The 23,358-nt window shown below is 62.0% G+C and carries 19 protein-coding genes; 8 read left to right on the top strand and 11 right to left on the bottom strand.

The genetic code is table 11. The annotated features are described in order from the left end of the window. Window positions 1–11: 11 nt before the first annotated feature. Window positions 12–1,922 (bottom strand): ABC transporter substrate-binding protein, encoded by a 1,911-nt coding sequence (locus ACR0K1_RS17090; protein WP_480615457.1) that lies wholly within the window; start codon window positions 1,920–1,922, stop codon window positions 12–14. Next, window positions 1,915–3,687 (bottom strand): ABC transporter ATP-binding protein, encoded by a 1,773-nt coding sequence (locus ACR0K1_RS17085; RefSeq protein WP_480851344.1) that lies wholly within the window; start codon window positions 3,685–3,687, stop codon window positions 1,915–1,917. The genes ACR0K1_RS17090 and ACR0K1_RS17085 overlap by 8 nt, the downstream gene beginning before the upstream one ends. A 232-nt stretch (window positions 3,688–3,919) precedes the next feature. Here ACR0K1_RS17085 and ACR0K1_RS17080 point away from each other — a divergent pair, with 232 nt between their 5' ends. The 7 genes from ACR0K1_RS17080 (at window position 3,920) to ACR0K1_RS17050 (ending at window position 11,882) form a co-directional block, all read left to right on the top strand. Continuing rightward, window positions 3,920–4,417: a class I SAM-dependent methyltransferase gene (locus ACR0K1_RS17080; protein ID WP_480615453.1), complete on the top strand. Its 498-nt coding sequence runs from the start codon at window positions 3,920–3,922 to the stop codon at window positions 4,415–4,417. Between the two features lie 11 nt (window positions 4,418–4,428). Further along, window positions 4,429–5,058: a glutathione S-transferase family protein gene (locus ACR0K1_RS17075; protein WP_480851343.1), complete on the top strand. Its 630-nt coding sequence runs from the start codon at window positions 4,429–4,431 to the stop codon at window positions 5,056–5,058. A gap of 111 nt (window positions 5,059–5,169) precedes the next feature. Beyond that, window positions 5,170–7,572 (top strand): GcvT family protein, encoded by a 2,403-nt coding sequence (locus ACR0K1_RS17070; RefSeq protein ID WP_480851342.1) that lies wholly within the window; start codon window positions 5,170–5,172, stop codon window positions 7,570–7,572. 2 nt (window positions 7,573–7,574) lie between these two features. Then, window positions 7,575–9,119, top strand: coding sequence for a trimethylamine methyltransferase family protein (locus ACR0K1_RS17065; RefSeq protein ID WP_480615447.1), 1,545 nt, complete (start codon window positions 7,575–7,577; stop codon window positions 9,117–9,119). Beyond that, the gene (locus ACR0K1_RS17060; RefSeq protein WP_480615445.1) at window positions 9,120–9,794 is read left to right on the top strand and encodes a TetR/AcrR family transcriptional regulator; all 675 of its coding nucleotides are present in this window, start codon (window positions 9,120–9,122) and stop codon (window positions 9,792–9,794) included. Then, window positions 9,791–11,095: an NAD(P)/FAD-dependent oxidoreductase gene (locus ACR0K1_RS17055; RefSeq protein WP_480851341.1), complete on the top strand. Its 1,305-nt coding sequence runs from the start codon at window positions 9,791–9,793 to the stop codon at window positions 11,093–11,095. Before ACR0K1_RS17060 ends, ACR0K1_RS17055 begins: the two co-directional genes overlap by 4 nt. 55 nt (window positions 11,096–11,150) lie before the next feature. Beyond that, window positions 11,151–11,882, top strand: a complete 732-nt coding sequence (locus ACR0K1_RS17050) for a hypothetical protein (RefSeq protein WP_480615441.1) — start codon at window positions 11,151–11,153, stop codon at window positions 11,880–11,882. Window positions 11,883–11,895: 13 nt separating this feature from the next. On the opposite strand, the gene ACR0K1_RS17045 is transcribed toward ACR0K1_RS17050, so the two are convergent. Beyond that, entirely contained in the window at window positions 11,896–12,291 is a 396-nt protein-coding gene (locus tag ACR0K1_RS17045) for a DUF3307 domain-containing protein (RefSeq protein WP_480851340.1), read from the bottom strand. Between the two features lie 208 nt (window positions 12,292–12,499). Here ACR0K1_RS17045 and ACR0K1_RS17040 point away from each other — a divergent pair, with 208 nt between their 5' ends. Continuing rightward, complete coding sequence (locus ACR0K1_RS17040) at window positions 12,500–15,496, top strand: cyclic nucleotide-binding domain-containing protein (RefSeq protein ID WP_480851354.1); 2,997 nt, start codon at window positions 12,500–12,502, stop codon at window positions 15,494–15,496. Between the two features lie 79 nt (window positions 15,497–15,575). Here ACR0K1_RS17040 and ACR0K1_RS17035 read toward each other — a convergent pair whose 3' ends face one another. The 8 genes from ACR0K1_RS17035 to ACR0K1_RS17000 all read right to left on the bottom strand — a co-directional run bounded on the left by ACR0K1_RS17035 (window position 15,576) and on the right by ACR0K1_RS17000 (window position 23,351). Next, window positions 15,576–16,808, bottom strand: a complete 1,233-nt coding sequence (locus tag ACR0K1_RS17035) for a mandelate racemase/muconate lactonizing enzyme family protein (protein WP_480615437.1) — start codon at window positions 16,806–16,808, stop codon at window positions 15,576–15,578. 23 nt (window positions 16,809–16,831) lie between these two features. Continuing rightward, window positions 16,832–17,926: a Zn-dependent alcohol dehydrogenase gene (locus ACR0K1_RS17030; RefSeq protein ID WP_480615435.1), complete on the bottom strand. Its 1,095-nt coding sequence runs from the start codon at window positions 17,924–17,926 to the stop codon at window positions 16,832–16,834. 82 nt (window positions 17,927–18,008) lie between these two features. Then, window positions 18,009–19,208 carry a TCR/Tet family MFS transporter gene (locus ACR0K1_RS17025; protein WP_480851339.1) on the bottom strand — a complete coding sequence of 400 codons (1,200 nt, stop codon included), beginning with the start codon at window positions 19,206–19,208 and terminating at the stop codon, window positions 18,009–18,011. A gap of 91 nt (window positions 19,209–19,299) precedes the next feature. Next, window positions 19,300–20,013 carry an alpha/beta fold hydrolase gene (locus ACR0K1_RS17020; protein ID WP_480615431.1) on the bottom strand — a complete coding sequence of 238 codons (714 nt, stop codon included), beginning with the start codon at window positions 20,011–20,013 and terminating at the stop codon, window positions 19,300–19,302. 12 nt (window positions 20,014–20,025) lie between these two features. Beyond that, window positions 20,026–20,814: a 3-oxoadipate enol-lactonase gene (gene pcaD / locus ACR0K1_RS17015; RefSeq protein ID WP_480851338.1), complete on the bottom strand. Its 789-nt coding sequence runs from the start codon at window positions 20,812–20,814 to the stop codon at window positions 20,026–20,028. A 52-nt stretch (window positions 20,815–20,866) separates the two neighbouring features. Further along, window positions 20,867–21,841 (bottom strand): threonine ammonia-lyase, encoded by a 975-nt coding sequence (locus ACR0K1_RS17010; protein ID WP_480615427.1) that lies wholly within the window; start codon window positions 21,839–21,841, stop codon window positions 20,867–20,869. After that, a complete protein-coding gene (locus tag ACR0K1_RS17005; RefSeq protein ID WP_480615425.1) occupies window positions 21,838–22,665 on the bottom strand; it encodes an alpha/beta fold hydrolase in 828 nt (275 codons plus the stop codon). Before ACR0K1_RS17005 ends, ACR0K1_RS17010 begins: the two co-directional genes overlap by 4 nt. Continuing rightward, window positions 22,665–23,351 (bottom strand): haloacid dehalogenase type II, encoded by a 687-nt coding sequence (locus tag ACR0K1_RS17000; RefSeq protein ID WP_480851337.1) that lies wholly within the window; start codon window positions 23,349–23,351, stop codon window positions 22,665–22,667. The genes ACR0K1_RS17005 and ACR0K1_RS17000 overlap by 1 nt, the downstream gene beginning before the upstream one ends. Between the last annotated feature and the right edge of the window lie 7 nt (window positions 23,352–23,358).

The raw sequence follows: 23,358 nt of genomic DNA, 5'->3' as shown, positions 1-23,358 counted from the left end.
AGCTGCTCCTGTCAGTCGGCGAAGAAGAACTCGTCCGGTCGGTGTACGCCGAAATGCGCTCCGGGGTCCCAGGCCCACATGGCCTCTTCCGGCACGTTGCGCAGGCGGTTGGATATGACAATGGGCTGAGGCGCGCCGTTCAGGATGCCGATGGCGTAAAGCTGATCGGCATGAATGTTCAGCATTTCGGTCCAAGCAGCGGTACGCTCTTCATCGTTTGTGGCGACTTCCCAGTCATGGGCTAGGGCCATCAGGCGTTCCGCCTCGGGCATGTCGGGGGCTTCGCCGACCTCGCCTCCGGTCTGGTAGTACTGGCCCCATTTGGGCCAGGCCAGAAACACCTGATCGGTTGGCGCCAGATAAGCGGGTGAGGTATGCGCCTGCGGGATGCCGTCATCCCAGCCGAACCACACGGACGCCATCGTGTTGCCAGCGAAAACCCGGTTGCGCAGAATATCGCGGTCCAGCGGGCGCATCACCAGTTTGACGCCGACGTCCCGCCAGTTATCCGTCACGATCTGCAGGGCGTTTTCTACCTCTTGCCGTTCCCCGGCGGTTTCGATCACCAGCTCCATCGGGCGGCCATCGGGCAGCAGCCGGATGCCGTTCTTGTCGCGCTGATCCAGACCAGCCTCATCCAGCAGAGCGTTGGCCTGTTCCACATCGAAATCCGCCCAGGCCTGCGCGTTTTCCTCGTTGTAGAAGGGTGAGGCAGGCAGGACCGACATCGCCCCCGGCTTGGCCAGTTTGAAGTAAAGCGCCTGGTTGATCGTGTTGCGGTCGATGGCCAGTGACAGCGCACGGCGCACGCGCACATCGCGCAGCACATCCCGCCAGCCGTCATCCGAAAAGTTCAGGTTCGGATAGATCGCGATCTGGGACGCCACACCGGTCTTCCACAGCAGCGTCTTGTAATTCCCCTGCTCTTCGCCCTTTTTCAGGATCGAGGCATCGCGGAACGCCAGCCCGCGCCCCTGCAGGTCGCTTTCACCGGCATTGGTTTTGGCGGCGACCAGACCGGGGGCCACGATCTCCATCTCGACGACATCGATATAGGGCAGTTGCACGCCGTTGGTGTCGATGCGGTGGTAATAGGGGTTGCGAACGAAGTTGTGACGGATTTTCTTGCCCGAGCTTGCGTTCACCCAGGGCTGCAACGTGGGCAGTTCGTGGTTGTCGAACTTATACAGGTTGTCCAGCTTGTTGTGCAGCGCCGCCCAGCTTTTGACGCGGGCATCCTCGACCAGAAACGCGATTTCCTCGGGGTCGGCGAATTTATCGTGATACTGTTTAAGAAACGCCGCCGGGCGGTAGATGAAAGGCGGGCGCGCCTGCGCCAGAGATTGCAGGAAATCGGGGTTCGGGTCGTCCCACTCGTAAATCACCGTTGTCTCATCGGGGAAGGACACGGTCGGGGTTTTACCTTCGACAATCAGGAAATCAGGCGGGCCGGAGGGGCTGAGCAGTTCATTGTTGGCGACATCCTCCCACCAGTAGCGGAAATCTTCCGAGGTGAAGGGCGAGCCGTCTGACCACTTGTGGCCTTCGCGCAGGTTCAGGGTGAATTTCCGGTTGTCCTCGTTTTCGAACGACTCCAGCAGGTCGGGGACGATTTCGTAGTTTTCGTCAAATCCGACCAGTCTGGCATAGCCATAGACCACCATCTGGCGGATATCCTTGGACCGCGTCACCATTGTGCGCAGCGTCCCGCCCGGTGTTCCGAACTCACGCCCCTTCGCGGACAGATCGACGACCAAGGGCTCTTTCGGCAGGCGCTCTTCCACCGGGGGCAGGTGTTCGGCATTCACTTCGGACAGCCAAAAGGCATTTTCCTGCGGGGTCGGTGTTTCTGCCGTGGCGGGCAGCATCCATGCAGCCGCCAGCGTGGCGGCCAGGATCAGGGGGCGAGTGGTCTTAAACATGGCAACGTACCTTATGGCCCGGTTCCAATTCCACCAGTGAGGGTAGCACGGTGTCAGAGAAACGAAAGGCTTCTTCCCAACTGTCCGGCGAACCGGCGCCCAAGGATACCATCTTGAGGTCGATCGGGCGGTTGATATCGGGTTCTGGTTGAGCGGCAATCAACGCCTTGGTGTAGGGGTGGCGCGGATTGTAGAAAAGTGTTTCGGGCGGGGCCTGCTCGACGACAAGACCCCGGCGCATCACGGCAACTTCGTCAGCGATGCGGGCAACGACCGCAAGATCGTGCGAGATGAAGAAGTAAGACAGGTTCAGACTGTCCTGCAGGTTTTCCAGCAGCGTCAGGATCTGTTCCTGAACCGAAACATCCAGCGCCGAGGTCGGCTCGTCACAAACGATCAGCTGCGGGTCCAGCATCATCGCCCGCGCAATCGACAGGCGCTGACGCTGACCGCCGGAAAACGCGTGCGGATAACGTTTCAGCATATCGGCATTCAGACCGACGCGCTTCAGCATCTCGGCTGCCTTGTCCCGCTGATCCGCAGGCGAGCCGATGCGGTGAATTTCCAACGGTTCGGTCATGGCGTCCTGAATGCGCATGCGCGGGCTCAGGGAGCTATAGGGGTCCTGAAACACCATCTGCGCCTTGCGCTGAAAGGCGGTGCGCTGCTCGCGGCTCATGCGGTGGACGGGGATCGGGTCTGCGCCCGGTTCGGTCCGGAACAGAATCTCTCCGCCCGGGTCAGGCAGTTCGGCACCCAGCGCGATGCGGGCGGCTGTGGTCTTGCCCGAGCCGCTTTCACCGACAATCGCCAGCGTCTTGCCGCGTGCCAGGTTCAGATCAACACCGCGGCAGGCATGGATTTCCTTGTCGGACTGCCAGCCCTTGCTGGACCGCATCGTGTAGGTCTTGGACACGTCCTTCATCTGCAGGATCAGGTCCTCGCCCGGCATCGGCAGGCCAACGGCTTCCTGATCCGGTATTTCCGGTGCGGCATCGAAAAGCTGCTTGGTATAGGGATGCGCTGGGGCGGTCAGGATCGGTGCGGCAGGGCCCGCCTCCATCACCCGGCCCTTGTGCATGACCACCACCTGCTCGGCCATGTTGGCCACAACGCCCAGATCGTGGGTGACGAGGATCAGCGCCATGCCCGTTTCGCGCTGCAAATCTTTGATCAGCCCCAGCACCTGCGCCTGCGTGGTCACATCCAGCGCTGTCGTAGGCTCGTCCGCGATCAGCAGTTCGGGCCTGGCGACCATTGCCATTGCGATCATGGCGCGCTGACGCATGCCGCCCGACAGCTCGAACGGATAAGAGTCATAAGCGCGCTGCGGGTCGGGAAAGCCCACGCGTTCGAACTGGGTCAGAACCTCTTTGCGGGCCTGCGCCTCGGACATGCCGCGGTGCAGCCACAGCACCTCGGACACCTGATTGCCGATCTTGTGCAGTGGCGACAGCGACCGCATCGGTTCCTGAAAGATCATCGAGACCCGATTGCCGCGAATGCGGCGCATTTCGCGCTCGTTGATCTGCGTCAGGTCGGCAAGGCCCTTGGAATCGTTCAGAGTTATGGTGCCGCTGCGAATCTGAGCGGTCCGGGGCAGGATACGCAACGCTGCCCGGCACGAGATGGTTTTGCCCGAGCCGGATTCCCCCACAAGCGCAAGTGTCTGTCCGGCAGCGACATCAAAATTCACGTCTCTGACCACAGGTTCCCCTGCGCCAAAGCCTATGCTCAGGTCTCTGACGGACAACAACGCGCTCATACGGGGTCTCCACCCGCTGGGCCGGTCGGTAACATCGGCTTATCAACTCCCCGTGATTTTTTGCTCAGTGTCGCGCGGTTCTGCCCGACTAGTCAAACCCGTTCTTTCGCCGAAATGTCGCGGGAATGTGAAACTTAGGCCTTCGCGGCTACACAAAGTCTTGAGTTTTTGTCATCTAGGGCACCGTCAGCCGCATCTATGCTGGCGACTGGTATCAAGGAGAGATTTCCACGTGTCCGAGAATCAAAGCCGTCTGGATCTGTTCATCGACCGCATGGTGTCGCAGCGCGCCTGTCTGGACCATGCGATTGCGCAGACGTCCCAAATGACCGGACCGGTGTTCGAACTGGGTCTGGGCAATGGCCGGACGTATCATCACATGATGCAGCATATTCAGGATCGTCCGGTTTACGTTTTCGAGCGCGCCGTTGCCTCGCACCCCGATTCCACCCCGCCGGACGACCGGGTCATTCTGGGCGATGTGCGCGAAACTTTGCCTGCGTCGCTCGAACGGTTCGGGGCAACCGCCAGCCTGATCCATGCCGATCTGGGCGGGCATAACCGCGAAAAGAACGATGCTTTCGCGCGGTTTGTCTCGCCTTTGATCGAACCGCTTCTGGCCGAGGGCGGGCTGATGGTGTCCAGCGACCGGATGTATTTTGACACGCTGACCGAACTGCCCCTGCCGGATGGCGCGGTCGAAGGGCGCTGTTTCATCTATCGCCGTTAAGGAGGCCGCCGATGATTTTCTATGACTGTTCGACCGCCCCAAACCCGCGCCGCGCCCGCATGTTCATTGCGGAAAAAGGGCTGGAGATTGAGACGCGCGATATTTCCATCGCCAAGGGCGAGCAGTTGGATGAGGCGTTTCTGTCCCTGAACCCGCGCGGCACGATCCCGGTTCTGGTGACGGATGAGGGCACGGTTCTGACTGAAAATCTGGGTATAGCGGCCTATTTGGAAGCGCGCTTCCCCGAGCCGCCCCTGATGGGTCTGACCCCGGATGAAAAGGGGCTGGTCCTGATGTGGAACACACTTGCCGAACAGCAAGGCGGCGTGCCGATCGCGGAAGCCCTGCGCAATTCGCATCCGGCTTTCGCGGGCCGGGCGATACCGGGGCCGGTCAACTATGCGCAAATCCCCGATCTGGCCCAACGCGGCCTTGACCGCACCAAAGCCTTCTTCGATCTGCTTGAAAGCCGGTTACAGGACAGGCCGTTTGTTGCGGGCGACAGCTTTACGCTGGCCGACATTTCGGCCTTCGTGTTCGTCGATTTCGCCCGCGTCATCAAAATGCGGATCCCCGAGGGCAACACGGCCACTCTGGCATGGTTCGAAAAGGTGCAGGCCCGCCCCAGCGCGCAGCTTTAATCCCCGCCAGTAGGGCTGCGGGATTTCAGTGCGATACACTGTACAGAAATGTCTAGACAGAAGTGAACAGTGCGTCTAGCGTCCTCTGCGAGTCACGCAGGGGAGCGCAGGATGAAATCTCAATATCGCGTTGTGGTCATCGGGGGTGGCGTTGTCGGTGCCTCGGTTCTGTATCATCTGGCCAAATTCGGCTGGTCCGATGTGGTCATGCTGGAACGGCGGCGTCTGGCCTCGGGGTCTTCGTGGCATGCGGCGGGCGGCATCCACGCGCTGAACGCCGATCCCAACATGGCGGCGCTGCAGGCCTATACAATCGACCTGCTGAGTGAGATCGAGAAGGAATCCGGTCAGAATATCGGTCTGCACATGACTGGCGGCCTGACGCTGGCGGGAACGCCCGAGCGCTGGGAATGGTTGCAGGCGAACTACCGTATCTTCCAGTCCATCGGCATTGACGATTGCGAATTGCTGTCCCCGCAAGAGGCGCAAAGACGCTGCCCGATCATGTCCACCGAAGGCGTGCTGGGCGCGATGTGGGCCGACCGGGAAGGATATATCGATACGACCGGCACGGTGCAGGCCTATGCCACAGCGGCCAAGAAACGTGGCGCTGAATATTACGAAGAAACCAAGGTTGAAAGTCTGACGCAGACTGCGGATGGCTGGCAGGTTGTCACCGACAAGGGCACGATCACCTGTGAACATGTGGTCAACGCGGCGGGTCTTTGGGCCAAGCAGGTGGGGCGCATGGCCGGGGTGGAACTGCCGGTGTCGCCGCTGAAACACCACTATCTGATCACCGACACCGTGCCCGAGGTCGCGCAAGCCGATTTCGAGATGCCGATGACGGTCGACCTCGAAGGCTTCACCTATATGCGGCAGGACCAGAAGGGCGTTCTGGTTGGCATTTACGAGGTCGATCACGAACACTGGGCCATGGACGGCGCGCCGTGGGGTTATGGCGAGGAGCTGTTTCAGGAACAGCTCGACCGGATTGAGAATGAGCTGACGCTGGGCTTTGAACGTTACCCCTCGATCCAGAATGTCGGCATCAAGACATGGGTCAACGGCGCGTTCACCTTTTCGCCCGACGGCAACCCTCTGGTCGGGCCGGTGCCGGGTAAACGCGGCTACTGGTCGGCCTGCGCGGTGATGGCCGGGTTCCTGCAGGGTGGCGGCGTTGGCAAGACGCTGGCCGAATGGATGATCCATGGTGAGCCCGAGGCCGATGCCTGGCCGATGGACGTGGCGCGCTACGGCGACTTTGCGCAGAACAAGCGCTACATTCGCGAGACGACGGGCCAGTTCTATTCCCGCCGCTTCGTGATGACCTATCCGAACGAGCAACTGCCTGCAGGCCGCCCGCTGAAAATGGCCCCCGCCCATGACGCGATGACCGAGGCTGGCTGCAAATGGGGTGTTAGCTGGGACCTGGAAGTGCCGCTGTATTTCGCGCCAAAGGGGTTTGACGAGACGCCGACCCTCAAGCGCTCCAACGCGCATGACATTGTGGCCGAGGAATGCAAAACCATCCGCGAGGGCGCGGGTCTTTTGGATATCTCGGGCTTTTCCCGGTTCGAGGTCAGCGGCCCGAACGCGCCGGCGTGGCTGGACAAGGTCATGGCCTCGAAGCTGCCCGCGCCGGGTCGGGCGAAACTCGCCCCGATGGTGGGCGAAAACGGGCGGCTCAAGGGCGATCTGACCGTGCTGAACTGGGGCGACGGCACCTGGTGGATCATGGGCAGCTACTACCTGCGCGCCTGGCACATGCGCTGGTTCGACGATCACATGATGGATGGCGTGACTGTCCGCGATCTGGGAGAGGAATATTGCGGCTTTGCCGTCGTTGGCCCGAAATCGCAGGCGGTGGTCGAGAATCTGGCGGAACAGGATATCTCGGGTCTGAAATTCATGGGCTGTGGTGACTTCGATATCGGACTGGTTCGCGCCCGCGTTGCCCGCATGTCGGTGACGGGCGAGAAGGGGTACGAGATCAACTGCCGCTACGGCGACCACATCAAGCTGCGCCGTATGCTGCTGGACGCCGGAGCCGAAGAAGGTATCCGCGAATGTGGCTTCAACGCGATGCTTTCGACCCGGCTTGAGAAAAGCTTTGGCATCTGGTCGGCGGAGTTCACGCAGCTCTACACCCCCGGAATGACCGGCATGGATCGCTGGATCGACTGGGATAAGGATTTCGTCGGCAAGTCCGCCGCCGTGGCCGAGCGCGATGGCAACGGCCCGGATCAGGTTCAGGTGACGCTGGAAGTGGACGCGCTGGACGCCGATGCCAGCGGGTATGAACCCATCTGGGCTGACGGCGAGCGTGTGGGTTTCGTGACCTCGGGCGGGTACGGCCACTACACCGGCAAGTCCCTTGCGATGGCTTTGGTGAACCATGACAAATCCGAACCCGGAACCGAATTGTCCGTGCATGTGGTGGGCGTCGAACGCCCCGCGCGTGTAATCGCGCCGTCGCCCTACGACCCGCAGGGCAAAGCGATGAGGGGGTGATCATGCGCAGCCAGATCCCGGACCGTGGACGGCGGCGACGGGGGCGCGAGGCCGCTCCGCCCGTCAGTCGCAATGTGAACTATCGCCAGTTGCGCAACCCCTTCCCGCAGATGGAGGTGTTCCCGGCGGATCAGATCGCAGACATGCACGAAACAGCCCTGCGCACGCTGGAAGAGCTTGGGGTAAAGGTGCTGCTGCCCGAAGCCCGCCGCCTGTTCGAAAAGGCCGGCGCGCGGGTGAAGGAAGACAGCGAAATGGTCTTTATCGGGCGCGATCTGGTCGAGGCTGCGGTCGCCTCTGCCCCCAAATCGATCAACTGTCGTGCCGGGGCGAGAGCGCGCGACTTTACGCTGGAACTCGGCAGCCTTGTCTTCCAGCCCGGGGCCGGGGCTCCTAATGCCACCGACCTTGAGCGTGGGCGCCGCCCGGCGACGGGGCAGGACTATCTGGAGTTCCTGAAACTCACCCATCATTTCGACGTGTTCCAGATGATCTCGCCGCAGGTCGAGCCGCAGGACGTGCCGACCAATCTGCGCCACTACTTCACGACCAGGGCGCAGATGGAGTTGACGGACAAGTTCCCGTTCTTCTTCTCGCGCGGGACGCCGCAGGTGATGGACTGCTTCGAGATGCTGTCGACCGCGCGGGGCCTGTCCGACGATGAATTCCGCGCCAACCCGCATGCTTACACGATCATCAATACCAACAGCCCGCGCACGCTGGATATCCCGATGGCGCAGGGGCTGATCGATTTCGCGCGTCATGGCCAGATGTCGATCATCACGCCGTTCACGCTGATGGGGGCGATGGCTCCGATCACTGTGGCCGGGGCGATTACGCTGTCCCATACCGAGGCACTGGCGGCGCTGACCCTGACGCAACTGGCAGGTCCGGGCGCGCCGGTCTGTTATGGGACCTTCACCAGCAATGTGGACATGAAATCGGGGGCACCGGCCTTTGGGACGCCCTCGCATTTCCAGGCGTCGCTGGCGGCGGGGCAACTCGCCCGCCATCTGGGCCTGCCGTGGCGATCGGCGGCGGGCTCGGCGGCGAATATCAACGATGTGCAGGCAGCCAACGAAAACCAGTTTGGCCTGTGGGGCTGTCTGATGGCTGGTGCGACCGTGATCATCCATTCAGCCGGGTGGCTGGAGGGCGGGCTGACCGTGTCCTTCGAAAAGCTGGTCTGCGACGCCGAGGTGCTGAACATGGTGGCCGAACTTTGCGCCGGGGCGCAGGCCGGAACCGCCGAGATCGGGTTTGACACGGCGCTGCGCGAGGTCGAGCCCAGCGGGCATTTCTTCGCCTCGAGCCAGACGATGGAGCGCTACAATACCGAATTCTACGAGCCGCATGTGCACGATTACGCCAATTTCGGCACCTGGACCGAGCGCGGGTCGGTCGATGCCAATCACCGCGCAACCGGCGTCTGGAAGGACATCCTGAGCAACTTCAAAGCCCCGCCCGGCGACAGCGACCGTTTGGGGGCCCTGCATGACTTTATCGCGCGCCGCTCCGCCGAGGGCGGCGCGCCACCGGAGAGTTGAATGAACACCAAACCGATCCTGCACCGGGACGATCCCAAGGCCGAGCCGCTGGTCGGAAACATCAAGGTCACGCGCGATGACTGGCTGAACGTGGCGATGGATGTTCTGATCTCGGATGGGATCGATCAAATCAAGGTGCTGAATCTGGCCGAGCGGATGGCGGTGTCGCGGTCGTCTTTCTATTGGTATTTCAAGTCCCGGCAGGAGCTTCTGGACGCGCTGCTGGCGCGCTGGCAGGCGACAAACACGGCGGCCCTGATCGCCCAGGCCAAGGCACCGGCAGAGACGATTACGGCAGCCGTCTGCAACGTGCATCGCTGCGTGGTGAACACGGAACTTTTCGACACCGCGCTGGACTTTGCCATCCGTGACTGGGCGCGCAAATCGGGCAAGGTGCGGCGGGCACTGGATCAGTCGGACGCGCGGCGGTTGCAGGCGCTGCATGCCATGTTCGCACGATATGGCTATTCCGAGGTCGAGGCCGAAACCCGCGCCCGCGTGCTGTATTACATGCAGATCGGATACGATCTGGCGCAACTGAACGAACCGATTGCCAATCGGATCTCGATGGTGCCGCACTATCTTTACGCCTTTACCGGCGTCGAAGCCAAACCCGAAGAAGTGGAAGAATTCAGCGCATATTCCCTGCGCTACTGGAAAGGAGAATCGTTATGAGCCAACCAGACGCCATCATCATCGGCACCGGCGTGATCGGGGCCGCCATTGCGTTCGAAATGGCCAAAGCCGGATGGAAAACCCTGTCGCTGGACCGGAACAGCCAGGTTGGCCACGGCTCGACCGCCGGGTCCTGCGCGATCATCCGCATGCATTACTCGACCTTCGACGGCACCGCTTTTGCGTGGGAAGGCTATCACTACTGGCGCGACTGGGCCGACTATCTGGGCCTGCCAGAGAATGCCAATCTGGCGCAGTTCCGCGAAACCGGGTGTCTGGTCATGAAGACCGAGGCCAACGGGCTGCTGGAAAAGCATATGCACAACAGCGCCGATCTGGATTGCCCGTTCGAAGAATGGTTGCCCGAGAAGATCACCGAGCGTCTGCCCGTCTATTCCATGGACAGCTTCGCCCCCGCACGGCGCATGGACGATCCGGAGTTTGGCCAGACGAACGGCCGCAAGATGGCGGGCGGCGTGTTCTGGCCGCAGGCGGGCTATGTCACCGATCCGGCATTGTCGGCGCAGAACCTGATGGATGCCGCGAAACAGCACGGGGCCGAGGTGCGCACCGGGGTTGAAGTGGTCGAGATTCTGACCGAAGACGGCAGGGTTTCGGGGGTCAAACTGGCCTCGGGCGAGGAAATCCACGCCAAGGTGGTTGTGAATGTCGCGGGCCCCGGATCGGCGATCGTCAACAAGATGGCAGGTGTTCTGGACGACATGACCATCGAGACCCGCCCCTTGCGTCAGGAAGTCGTTCACGTGCCCGCGCCCGAGGGGTTCGACTTTGAAAATGACGGCACCATCGTCTCGGACAGCGACATCGCCTGCTACTGCCGCCCTGAGCATGGCAATCACATCCTCGTCGGCTCGGAAGACCCGGAATGCGACCCGCATCAGTGGTGCGAGGATGATGTCCATTACAACCACGACTTCACCGATCAGTGGACCACACAGGCAATGCGCTACGCGCAACGTGTGCCCAGCCTCGGTATTCCGTCCAAAACGCGTGGGGTGGTCGATCTGTATGACGCCTCGTCCGACTGGATTCCGATCTACGACAAATCCAGCCTGCCGGGGTTTTACATGGCCTGCGGCACCAGCGGGAACCAGTACAAGAATGCGCCGATTGCGGGCAAGATGATGGCTGCCTTGATCAATTATTGCGAGGGTGGTGGGGATCACGATGCGCAGCCGTTGCAGTTCGAACTGCCCTATATCAAGCGGACAATCGATGTCGGCTTCTATTCGCGCAAGCGGCCCATCAATGAAGAAAGCAGTTTTTCTGTGCTGGGCTAGCCGGGACCCTGAATTGCGCTAGGTGTCACGGGACGTGCAAAAAGCCGGACCCGTGATGACCGACCCGCAGAACAAAGTTCTGATCCTAGGAAGCGCGCCTTCGGCACTTGATGCGCGGGATTGGGGCCGTGCGCCTTTCACGCATATCGTCGCGATCAACAATGCCTGGCGTATCCGCGCGGACTGGGATGTTCTGATCCACCCCGAGGATTTTCCGGCAGAGAAACGCCCCAAAACGCCCGTGAACGGGCAGCGTATCGTCAGCGCGGACGAATATGTGCCGCGCCAGAACGAATATGGCGGCTTTGTTTATGCGGGCGGTACGATGGCCTTTACCACAGGCTATTGGGCCCTGTCCGCATTGCGGCCTGCGGTTCTGGCCTTTTTTGGCTGCGATATGGTCTACACGGCGACTGGCCGGACACATTTCTATGGCTCGGGCAGCGCTGACCCGCTGCGCGACGACATAACCCTGCGCTCGCTCGAGGCCAAATCGGCGCGGCTGGGCCTGATTGCCGCGGCACAAGGATGCCGCGTAGTGCGGTTGTCCAAAGGGGAGAGCCGGCTGGTTTTCCCCTCGGCGCGAAAGGAAAAACTGACAGCGCCCCGGCTAATGCCCACGCAAGGAATGGGCGCAGCACTGACAATGGAAGCCGAACTTGGCTACTATGTTCCATCGGGCCGGTATTGGGAGGCCGGACACCGGTTTGACCCCCGGAAAATCGATGCGCTGGACCGGTTGTGGCTGGCGATTTATCGGGAAAGCGCGTTGCAGCACGTTGCCTGACGCAAGGCTGCGTTCAGGTTGCGAATGTCACCCAGGCCCAGACCATGGCGACATAGGTCAGGTTGTGCATCAACTGATCCAGCCCGGCGGCCCGCCAGAATGCGGGCTGGTTCGGCTGCAGTTTGTTTTTGTCGGAATAGCTGGCCTTGGCAAAATCGATGTTGAAGTGAATGATCCACTCCAGCGCCGCGATGATCAGGACGAAGGACAGCGGCGCGCCGAACAGCAGGAAAACGATGATCGACCCCACAACATGCACGGCAGCATGTTGCGCGCGGCCCACGTGAAAATACTCGCCACGCCCGGCGAGCATCTTTGGTGTCTGTAGGTAGAAGTCGGCAAACATATGCTTTATCTGCAAAAGGCAGAGCATAAGAAACACAGCGCCAATACTGGCCGTCAACAGCATTCTCCCGATATCGTCCCAGATTAGACACTATGCGCTAAAACACGGTCGCGCAAATGAACTAGTTCACACAAGGTGAAGATTTTTTCAGGTTCAAAATAATTTGCGCATTTCGGTTGGATTACGGTAACTTCGGGCTGTTCACTTTGCGCGCATTAAACCAAATTCGAACCATTGATCAAAAGCAGGGGCGGGTTCCATAGAACGCACGATTTTTCGGTTCATCTGGAAATACTCCAAACGCGACCAGCTGATCCTGCTGGCCGTGACGTCGACGTTGTTTCCGCTGCTCTACCTGACACTGGAACTGCCCAAACGCATCATCAACGACGCGATCGGTGCCACCAGCAGTATCGTCAATGTCTGGGGCTTCAGCCTGCCGCAGACGACGTTTCTGATCATCCTGTGCTTTGCTTTTCTGGGGGCGGTGCTGGGCCATGGCCTGATGAAGATGCGCATCAACACCATGAAAGGTGTGCTGAGCGAACGTATGCTGCGCCGCTTCCGCTATCAGCTGATAAGCCGCGCCCTGCGCTTTCCGCAGCCGTATTTCGAACGGGTCAGCCAGGGCGAACTGGTCTCGATGGTCACCGCCGAAAGCGAGCCGATGGGCGGGCTGATGGGCGACGCGATCAGCCAGCCGGTTTTGCAGGCGGGGCAGATGATCACGATCCTGTCCTTCCTGTTCCTGCAAAGCGTCTGGTTCGGTCTGGCCGCCGTCGCGTTGATCCCGGTTCAGGCCTGGCTGATCCCGCGCCTGCAGCGGCAGATCAACCTGCTGAACAAGAAACGCATTCAGGAGGTGCGGGTTCTGGCCGCGCAGATCGGCGAAAACGCCGCCGGGGCCGCAACCCTGCGCGGCAATGGCGGCTGGCGGTACCGGCGGGCGCTGGTCTCGGACCAGTTGGGGCGGCTGTTCGGTATCCGGTTCGAGATTTACCAGAAGAAGTTCTTTATGAAGTTTATCAACAACTTCATTTCGCAACTGACGCCCTTCATGTTCTATCTGGTCGGCGGTCTGCTGGTGCTGCAGGGCTCGGTCTCGCTAGGGGCGCTGGTGGCGGCGTTGGCCGCGTATAAAGACCTGAGCTCGCCGTGGAAGGAACTGCTGACCTATTACAACCAGACGCAGGACATGTCGCTGCGCTGGGATGTGGTGATCGAGCGCTTTGCCCCGGCAGGCATGCAGGACGAAAACCTGTTCGAAGGTGAGCCCGAAGACCGCCCCCGCCTGAATGGGGACATCGTGCTGGATGGCGTCTCGGTCCGCGATATGGATGGCAATCAGGTTCTGGATGACCTGAACCTGACCTTCCCAAGCGGTCAGACCATCGGCATCGCCGCGCCCAGCGAAGAGGATCGGCGTGCCGTGGCGGAGCTGCTGACGCGTGAGATTCTGCCAAGCGCCGGCCGTGTCGAAATCGGCGGGCACAATCTGGCGAGCTTACATCAGGCGGTAGTGGCGTCGCGCATCGGCTATGCCTCGTCCCGGCCGGTGATGTTTCAGGGCTCGCTGGGCGACAACGTCATGATGCCGATGCGGTTCAAACCGGTCGAAGGCGCAACAGACGATCCGGGGTTCCCCGAAACGCTGAGAGCCGGGAACAGCGCCGACCCGTTTCAGACCGAGTGGCTGGATCCCAATCTGGTCGGCCTCGACAGCGCCAAGGCGCTGCGCGACTGGTGGGTGCAACTGATCGACGGCATGGGGTCCGGTGCGGCCCTGTTCCAACGCGGGGCCGAGCAGGTTTTTGATCCGGGCGAACACCCGGATCTGGCGCAGAAACTGGTCGAGCTGCGGCCCTTGGTGCAGCAGGCCGTTCAAAAGGCGGGGCTGGAGCAGCAGGCGTTGGTCTTTGACCGCGACGTCTATAACCCGGCATTGCCCGTGGCCGAAAACCTGCTGTTTGCCACCCCGCGCGTGCCGGTCACGCAAGAGGTGCTGGCCCAGCAGACCGTCTTTCTGGGGCAATTGCGCGAGTTGGGGCTGGACGAAACCCTGATCGCGCTGACCCGCGATGTGATTGACATGCTGCGCCAGATCTTCGGGTTGGATGGCACCGATCATCCGCTGTTCCGTAAGCTGGGGCTGGAGGCGCGGGTCTACGAAACCGCCGTCGAACTGGTCCAGCGGACCCGCAAAGAAGGCGCCGCCGGGCTGGACGACGATCAGCTTGCCAATCTGCTGGCGGTGCCCTTGGCGATCTCGGCCGAACAGATCGGTCCGGCCTTCACGGACGAGTTGAAAGACCGGATTCTGCAGTTGCGTCAAAGCCATTCGGAAAAGCTGCTGGAGCGCTTGCGTGACATTTACGAACCGCTCGACCCGGATCGGTTTGCCCCCGGTCTGACGGTGATGGAAAACGCGCTGTTCGGCAAAATCAGCGATATCGGCGCGTCGCGGTCGGATGAGGCGCGCAAGCTGATCGTGGATGTACTGGCCGAAAACGGTGCGCGCCCGCTGGTGGTGCAGCTGATCTACGACATCCCGGTGGCCTTGGGCGGGCAAAACCTGCCCGCGGTTTTTGCCGAGCCATTGGCGTTTACCCGTGCGACGGTCAAGAAACCGGACATCCTGCTGCTGGAAAACGCGCTGGCCAGTTATGACATGCAAACCCAGGTCGCCGTGTACAAGAACCTGCGCGAGTTGCTGCCAGAGACGACCGTGATCTACCTGAACGACCACTTCGACAGCCCCGAGGTATTCGACATGTTCGTCGAAATCCGGCAGGGTCGGGTGGTGTCGGATGAAGGACCAAAAGACGTGGAAGAGGACAGCGCCGCCTCGACCGACCTCGCGCGCAAGCTGCGGGCGCTGGAACAGACGCCGTTGTTTTCCGGGCTGGACCGCAGGCAGTTGCGCCTGCTTGCCTTTGGTGCGCGCTGGTTCGAAGCCAGCGCCGGGCAGGTCGTGTTCCTGAAGGACGATCAGCCAACGGATGGGGCCTATGTGGTTCTGGAAGGCGAGGCCGGTTTGTACCTTCCGCACGCGGACGAGCCGGACCAGTTGATCATCAAGGTCGGCCCCGGTGCTTTGGTGGGCGAATTGGGCCTGATCCGGAAAGAGCCGCGCGCGCTGAGTATGGTGGCCGAAACCGACCTGTCCTGTCTGCGGATCGGTGAGGAAGAATTCCTTGCGGTGGTCGAAAACGATGCCGCAACAGCCTTCAAGCTGCTGCAGGTGATCGCCGGGTATGTGTCGAATTAGCAGAGCGCAGAACCCGGACCATATCTTCGCACTTATGCCGTAACGGCAGGCCTATCCCCACCGGCTCGATCGGGTCAGCTTATTCGTCCACAGCCGGGGCGCCGCCCTGAAAGGCATTGCCGTTGACATAATCGCATGGGTCCTCCTGCATCTGCAGGTGCAGCCCGTCGCCGGTATAGGGATGAGCGCGGGCCAGCGCCTCGTCCACGTCGATCCCCAGCCCGGGCGCGGTTGGCGGGGTTACGAACCCATCCTCGACCCGGATCGCGCCCTTGATAAGCTGATCGTGGAACGGCGTTTCAATCGTCTCAAGCAGCAACAGGTTCGGGATCGACGCCGCCAGATGGACATTCGCCGCCCATTCCACCGGCCCGGCATACAGGTGCGGGGCCATCTGGGCGTTGAACACCTCGGCCATTGCAGCGACCTTTTTCATCTCCCATATCCCGCCCGCGCGGCCCAAAGCAGGTTGCAGAATCTCGGCGGCACCGGCGCGCAGAACCGCTCCAAACTCGGCCTTGGTGGTCATGCGCTCGCCGGTGGCGACGGGAATGCGAACGTTGCGCGCAACGCGGGCCATGTCTTCGATCATGTCCGGCGGCGTGGGTTCTTCAAACCAAAGCGGCGAGTAGGGCTCCAGCGCCTGACCCAAACGGATCGCGCCGGCGGTGTTGAACTGGCCATGCGTTCCGAACAGCAGGTCGGCCTTGTCGCCCACAGCCTCGCGGATGGCTTTGCAGAAGGCCACGGACATCGAGATATCGGACATCGCAGGCATATGCCCGCCCCGGATCGTGTACGGACCAGCAGGGTCGAATTTGACCGCCGTAAATCCGCGCCGGACAAGCACGGCGGCGGTTTCGCCCGCCTGATCCGGCGAGGTCCAGAAGTCGGTCAGGTTATGCTGGGGCAGGGGGTAGAGGTACGAATAGGCGCGGATGCGATCATTCATTTTTCCGCCCAGCAGCGCATAGACCGGGCGGTCGCGGTCTTTGCCGAGGATGTCCCAACAGGCGATTTCCAGCCCCGAAAACGCCCCCATCACCGTCAGATCGGGGCGTTGGGTGAAGCCGCTGGAATAGGCGCGGCGGAACATCAGCTCGATGTTTTCGGGGTTTTCGCCCAGCATGTGCCGTTCGAACACATCGCGGATCACGTGGCGCATGGCGTCGGGCCCCACTGAGGACGCGTAACATTCGCCCCAGCCGGTGATGCCGGTGTCGGTGGTCACCTTGACCAATATCCAATAGCGCCCGCCCCAGCCGGGGGCCGGAGGGGCGGTGACGATGATGTCGAGATCCTGCAGTTTCATCCCTGACCCTCCTGCCTGACGGCTCAGCGCTTGTCGAAAATGATGACGTTGCGTTTGGCCGATCCGGTCTTGGTGTCCGCAATCGCCTCGTTGATCTGATCCAGCGACCAGCGGCCCGAGATCAACTCGTCCAGTTTCAGACGCCCCTGTTCGTACAGGTCGATCATCCACGGGATGTCGCGCTGAATGACCACATCGCCCATTTTCGATCCGACAAGGCCTTGGCCCAGAGCCGCCAGAACCACCGGTTCATAAGTGGCCTCATCCCCCGAGTGGGGCATTCCGATCATCACCGCCTTGCCGCCGCGCCCCAGATAGCGAGGGGCCTGTTCATAGGCCGGAATAGCGCCGACGGTGATCAGAACCGCATCCGCCCCGCGCCCGCCCAGCGCCTTGTAGGCGACCTTCCATGGCTCTTTCTGGTTGGCGAGAACGCCGTGGGTCGCGCCGAATTCCTGGGCGATGTCCAGCTTTTCCTCGGTCATGTCCACGGCGACGATCCGGCGGGCGCCTGCGATGCGCGCGCCCTGAATGGCGTTCAGCCCGACACCGCCTGCGCCGATGACAACCACGTCCTGACCGGGCCGCAGGTTCGCTGCATTCACAGCCGCGCCGACCCCGGTGATCACACCGCAGGACAGCAGGCTGGCGACGTCCTTGGGCATCGTGTCGGGGATTTTGACGATCTGGCGATGGCTGACCACGACCTTTTCCGCAAAAGCGCCGCAGGCCATCGCCTGTTCCAGCGGTTCCCCGCCACCGGTGCGCAGGGGCCCGTTGATGGCGTCATAGGGCGTTTCGCAGATCGTCGGCTGGCCGCCCGCGCAGGACGGGCACGAACCACAGGCGCGGATCAGGGTCACCACAACCGCGTCGCCAACCTTGAAGCCGCCGGCTGCGTCGCCAACGGCACTGATGACACCGGCGGCTTCATGGCCGTAGACGGCGGGCAGAAACCCGCCCCATGCGCCATCGGCGTAAGAGATATCCGAATGGCAGATGGCCACGGCGTCCAGCGTCACTTCGACCTCTCCGGTGCCGGGGGCGGCCAGTTGGACCTCTTCGATGACCAGCGGCTCGGCGAAGGCGCGGCACACTGCGGCTTTTATTCTTTGCATGTTGGACTTTGCTCCCGTTTGGCCCACGGTGGCGCGGGAAATGCTGCCTCGCAAGGTGGAAAACGCCATTCATATGTCGTTGTTACGCTACGACAGGCCGGGATCGCAGAAATAGGGCAAACCCCACCAGCATCAGGACCAAAGCCAGCAGGAACGGCGCACCCGGAAGGTAGAGCGCGGTGTCAGGCCGGATGAACCACGCGAAGACGCTGGTCATCACAAGCGGCGAGATGACCATGGACAATGCATGAAGCGCGGCCAGAACGCCCTGTAACTCGCCTTGCTGAGAATCCGGCGTCGCGCGTGACATCATCGCCTGCAGCGCGGGCGTGATCACCGCCCCGAGCGCGGTGATGGGGATCAGCAGCAGGGCGATGGTTCCGTTGGTTATGAAGGCCAGCAGGATAAAGCTGATGACCTCGAACACCATGCCGTAAATGATCGTGACCCGTTCGCCCAGATAGCGGGTGGCAGGACGGATCAGCCCGCCCTGCACGGCGGCCATGCCGATGCCGTAGACTCCCAGCGACAGCCCGATCATCTGCGGCGACCAGCCGAAACGCTCGGTCGTGAAATAGGACCAGATCGCCGGGTAGACGTAGATCGACACGGAATACAGGAAATAGACCCCCAGCAGCGGTCGGATGCCGGGCAGGGCGGCCACGGCGCGCAGGGAATTCACCGGGTTGGCACGCCGCAAACTGAAGGCGCGCCGGGTTTTGTCGGTGACGGTTTCGGGCATGACCAGCAGACCGGCAGCGAAGGTCAGCGCTGACAGGGCGGCAGCGGCCCAGAACGGGGCGCGGGTTCCGTATTCGCTGAGCAGGCCGCCAATGACCGGGCCAAGGACGAACCCAACACCGAACGCGGCCCCCAGCAGGCCGAAATTCGCGGCCTTGTCCTGGGGTTTCGACACATCCGCCATGAAGGCGGCGGCGGTTGAATGTGTGGCTGCGGTGATCCCTCCGACAATGCGCCCGATCAGCAAAAGCCAGATGCTGCCGGCGATTGCCATGACCACGTAATCCAGCGCCATGACAAAGAGCGACACCAGCAGGACGGCGCGGCGGCCATAGGCATCGGAAAGGTTGCCCAACACAGGGCCAAAGACGAATTGCATGGCGGCAAAGGCGGTGCTGAGGACGCCGCCCCATATCGCGGCACTGGCGAGTGTGCCGCCCTGAACCTCGACAATAAGCTGCGGCATGATCGGCATCACAAGGCCGATGCCCATCGCGTCGATCATGACCGTACAAAGAACAAAGGCGAAAGGCAGACGCATGGAAACCGCTGGATTGAACCGATGCGCCGACCCTAGCGATCACGGCGGCTTTGGCAAAGAATTCCTGAGGCACGCAGCGAGTGACGTCTGGTCACAGCGCAGTTTCGATCTCGGTCAGGATCTCTGCCAGCCGTTGCGGATGCGAAAAGAAGGACGAGTGCGAGCTGTCGATGCTGTAGCGCAGATGCGCCGGAATACCCTTGCTCATCTCTTGCTGGTATTCGGGCGGAACGGTCCGGTCATCCGTGGTCTGGACATAGGCCTTTGGCACGCGGTCGAACCGCTTTGTCAGGGGCAAGGGCGTTTCCTGCGGGCGGATCGCCTGCGGGCACAGGCGGGCAAAGGCGAAGGGCAGGATTTCGGGCGCGCAATCGTGATAGAACAGCGCCTGCACACAATCGGGCCGGACGGTATAGGACAGGCCATCCGAGGATTTCTCGACCGCGTCCACAATGGTTTGCCGGGGTCCGCGCCTGCGCATATCGGCCATCGACAGGCCGTCACGCGGGACATAGGCGCTGAGGTAGATCAGCGCGCGCATGGCATTGGGCTGCGCTTCGGCGGCGGCGCTGACCGGGTAGCCGCCCCAGGAATGGCCGACAATCACCGTCTCGGGCTTTGACGCGGCCAGTATCGCGTCGCGGCAACTGTCAAGCGTGACCTCTGGGATTGGTGTTGGGTCCGAGCCGTGGCTGGGCATGTCAATCGAGCGCGCCGTATGGCCCAGGGCCTGCAGCGCCGGGGTCAGATCGCGCCAGCACCAGGCGCCGTGGCATGAACCGTGGATCAAAAGGAAATCCGCCATCGTGATGCTCCTTCAGATATGTCCGATATCGCTGAGAAAGCGCTGCAGCAGCGCCGCGTATTCGGCTGGTTTTTCGACGCAAGGCAAGTGGCCCGCCCGGCGCATCAGTTCGAATCTGGAACCGGGGATCAGGTCGATGGTCTCTCGTACCAGATCGGGCGGGGTCGAGCCATCCTCGCTGCCCGCAATGCCCAAAACCGGCAGACGCAGGCCGCTGGTCGGGGTGTAGAAATCGGTTCCCGAGATCGCTGCGCAACAGCCCAGATAGCCGTCGATCGGCTGGCGCACCATCATGTTGCGCCACGGAAGATGGTCCGGTTTGGCGCGGAAATCGCGCGAGAACCAGCGTTCCATCGTGGTATCGGCCAGTGCTTCGATCCCGCCCGCGCGCACCGCATCCATGCGCTGTTGCCAGATGGGCGGGGTGCCGATCTTGGCGGCTGTGTTCGACAGCACTAATGCGCGAATCTGGTCCATGCGTTTCACGGCCAGGCCCTGCGCAATCAGGCCACCGATGGACAGCCCGACAAAGACGCAGTCGCGTACTTCAAGGTGATCCAGCAGCGCCTCGGCATCCTTGACCAGCGCGCCCATCGAATAGGGCGCGGGCGGGGCCGATGACAGGCCGTGCCCGCGTTTGTCGTACCGGATGATGCGCAGACCCGCGGGCAGGTGGGGCAGGACGGCATCCCACAGCCGCAGATCGGTGCCCAGAGAATTGGCGAAAACCACCGGGGCACCGTCCGGGGTGCCGTCGATACGGTAATGAAGCTGCACATTGCCGAGATCAGCGCATTTCATAGCATAAGTCCTTGTTGTCACAACGGAAACTTGCACAGTTGCGGCCTGACTGTCAGGTCAGGAATTCCAGCGCTTTGGCAAAGATGTCAGGGTCGGTATTGCCGCCCGAGGCAACCGCGATCACCGTGTCCCCTGAAATGTCATCCCTGCGGAACAGGGCCGAGGCCAGCGCCACCGCGCCGCCGGGTTCCAGCACGATCTTGAGGCGCAGGAAAGCCAGTGCCATTGCCCGCAAGGCCTCTTCTTCCGAAACCGCCAACCCCGGACCGCAGAGACGTTTCAGGATCGGAAAGGTGATGTCCCCCGGCTGCGGCGTCAGGATCGCGTCGCAGATATTGCCCGAGGTCGCAGTGTTGTTCTCGATATGGCCCGAGGCGAGTGAGCGTTTGACATCGTCAAACCCCTCGGGCTCGCAGGTGCGGGGGCGCAGGCCGGGGGCATGTTTTTCCAGCGCCAGAGCGATGCCCGAGGTCAGACCGCCGCCGCCGCAACAGACCAGTACGTCGGCCTTGGTCACGCTCAGTTCCGATGCCTGACGCGAAATCTCCAGACCGGTGGTGCCCTGTCCGGCGATCACCTGCGGTTCGTCATAGGGGCGGATCAGGGTCAGGCCGCGTTCGGCCGCCAGCGTCTCGCCAATCTCCTCGCGGCTTTCCGATGCCCGGTCGTACAGAACCACCTCGCCGCCGAGGGCCTTGGTGTTCTCGATCTTTAGCTTGGGGGCGTCCGAGGGCATGATGATGACCGACGGGATGCCGTGTTTCGACGCCGCCAGCGCCACGCCCTGTGCGTGGTTGCCCGAGGAATAGGCGATCACACCGCGCTGACGGTCGGCATCGCTCAGGGCGGAAATGGCAGACCATGCGCCGCGAAACTTGAAACTGCCCGTGTGCTGCAGGCATTCGGGTTTGACCAGAACCCGGCGGCCCGCGATCTTGTCCAGAAACGGAGAGGACAGCAGGGGTGTTTCCCTGACATGGCCCTGCAGCCGGTGGGCTGCGGCCTCGATCAATTCAATGCTGCTCATGTCGCGTTCAGAACCTTGCGAATGACGTCCAAAGATTGGGGTTCGTCCAGAAAGGGAACATGTCCGCGATCCGGCACCTCGGCTGATATAAGGGCGGGGTGGCGGGTTTGCATTTGGGTCAGCGTTTCCTTGCCTAGGACATCCGAGTTCGCCCCCCGGATCACGCCGGTGGGGATGTCGCGCAGGGCGTCGAATAGCGGCCATAGGTCCGGCGTTTCTTGGGCAGCGGCCTGTTCGATCAGCGCGGTGCGCAAGGCGGTGTCGTAGCGCAGGCGCAGGCTGCCTTGTTCGGATTTGTTCTGGTTTTCCGCGAATTTGCGCCATACTTCCAGCGGCACACCGGGGAACTGCGGCTCCATCACTTTTTTCAGTGTTTGCGCGGCTTCGTCATAGGAATTGGCAGTCGGCTGGATGCCGACATATTCCATGATCTTGGCGATGCCTTCAGGTTCGATCACCGGCCCCACATCGTTCAGAATGACACCGGCCAGCCGATCCGGGTGGCTGGCGGCCAGCGCCATCGCGATGAGCCCCCCGCGCGAGGTGCCCAGAAGGGTCACGCGGTCAATGCCAAGGTGGTCCAGCAACTCGATCGCGTCTTGGGATTCCCGCAGAATGTTGTAGTTCATGTGGTCGGGATCGTAGTCCGATAACCCGCGCCCCCGGTAATCCATGCGGATCAGGGTCACGCCGGGCAGATGCGGCGCGACGAAATCGAAATCCCGGCTGTTTCGCGTCAGCCCGGCAAGGCAAAGGACCGGCGGCCCGTCTCCGGCGGTCTCGAAGTAAAGGCGTTTGCCGTCCGAGGTCGTGAAATCCGCCATTACAGCCCTGCCAGTTTGGGGATCGTGGTCAGGTCGGACAGGACATGGGCTGGCGTCCAGGGCAGCCGGTCCATCGGTTCACCCGCCCGGTTGACCCATGCGGTGACAAAGCCATAGCCGCTGGCCCCGGCGGCGTCCCATCCGTTTGAGCTGACGAACAGAACCTCGTCCCGGGTGCCGCCGAACCGGTCCTGCACCAGATCGTAGACGCGCGCATGTGGCTTGAAGACCCCGACGCTTTCGACCGACAGAACATCGTCCAACACATCGCCGATGCCCGCCGACTGCACCGCGCCATCCAGCATCGGGGGGGACCCGTTCGACAAGATGGCCGTCTGCAGCCCGCCGTCTTTCAGGGCTTTCAGCATGGCGGGGACCTCGGGGTAAGCCTGCAGTTCCCAGTAGAGGTCCAGCAATCGCTGGCGCAAAGCTGCGTCGCCTTGCAGGCCCGCGGCCTCGAGCGCCCAATCCAGCCCGTTCTGCGTGACGTCCCAGAAATCGGCATGGGCATCGGCCACCGCGCGCAGCCAGGTGTATTGCAGCTGTTTCAGACGCCAGTGGCCTGCGACCTCGGGCCATTTGTCCCGCAGGGCTTCGAAACCCGGTTCGGTCGCTGCCTGACGCGCCGCGGCGGCGACGTCGAAAAGCGTTCCATAGGCGTCGAATACACATGTTTTGATGGCCATCTGCCCT

The organism is Ruegeria sp. F5, assembly GCF_056533845.1.
This window is presented reverse-complemented; position numbering and strand designations above follow the sequence as displayed.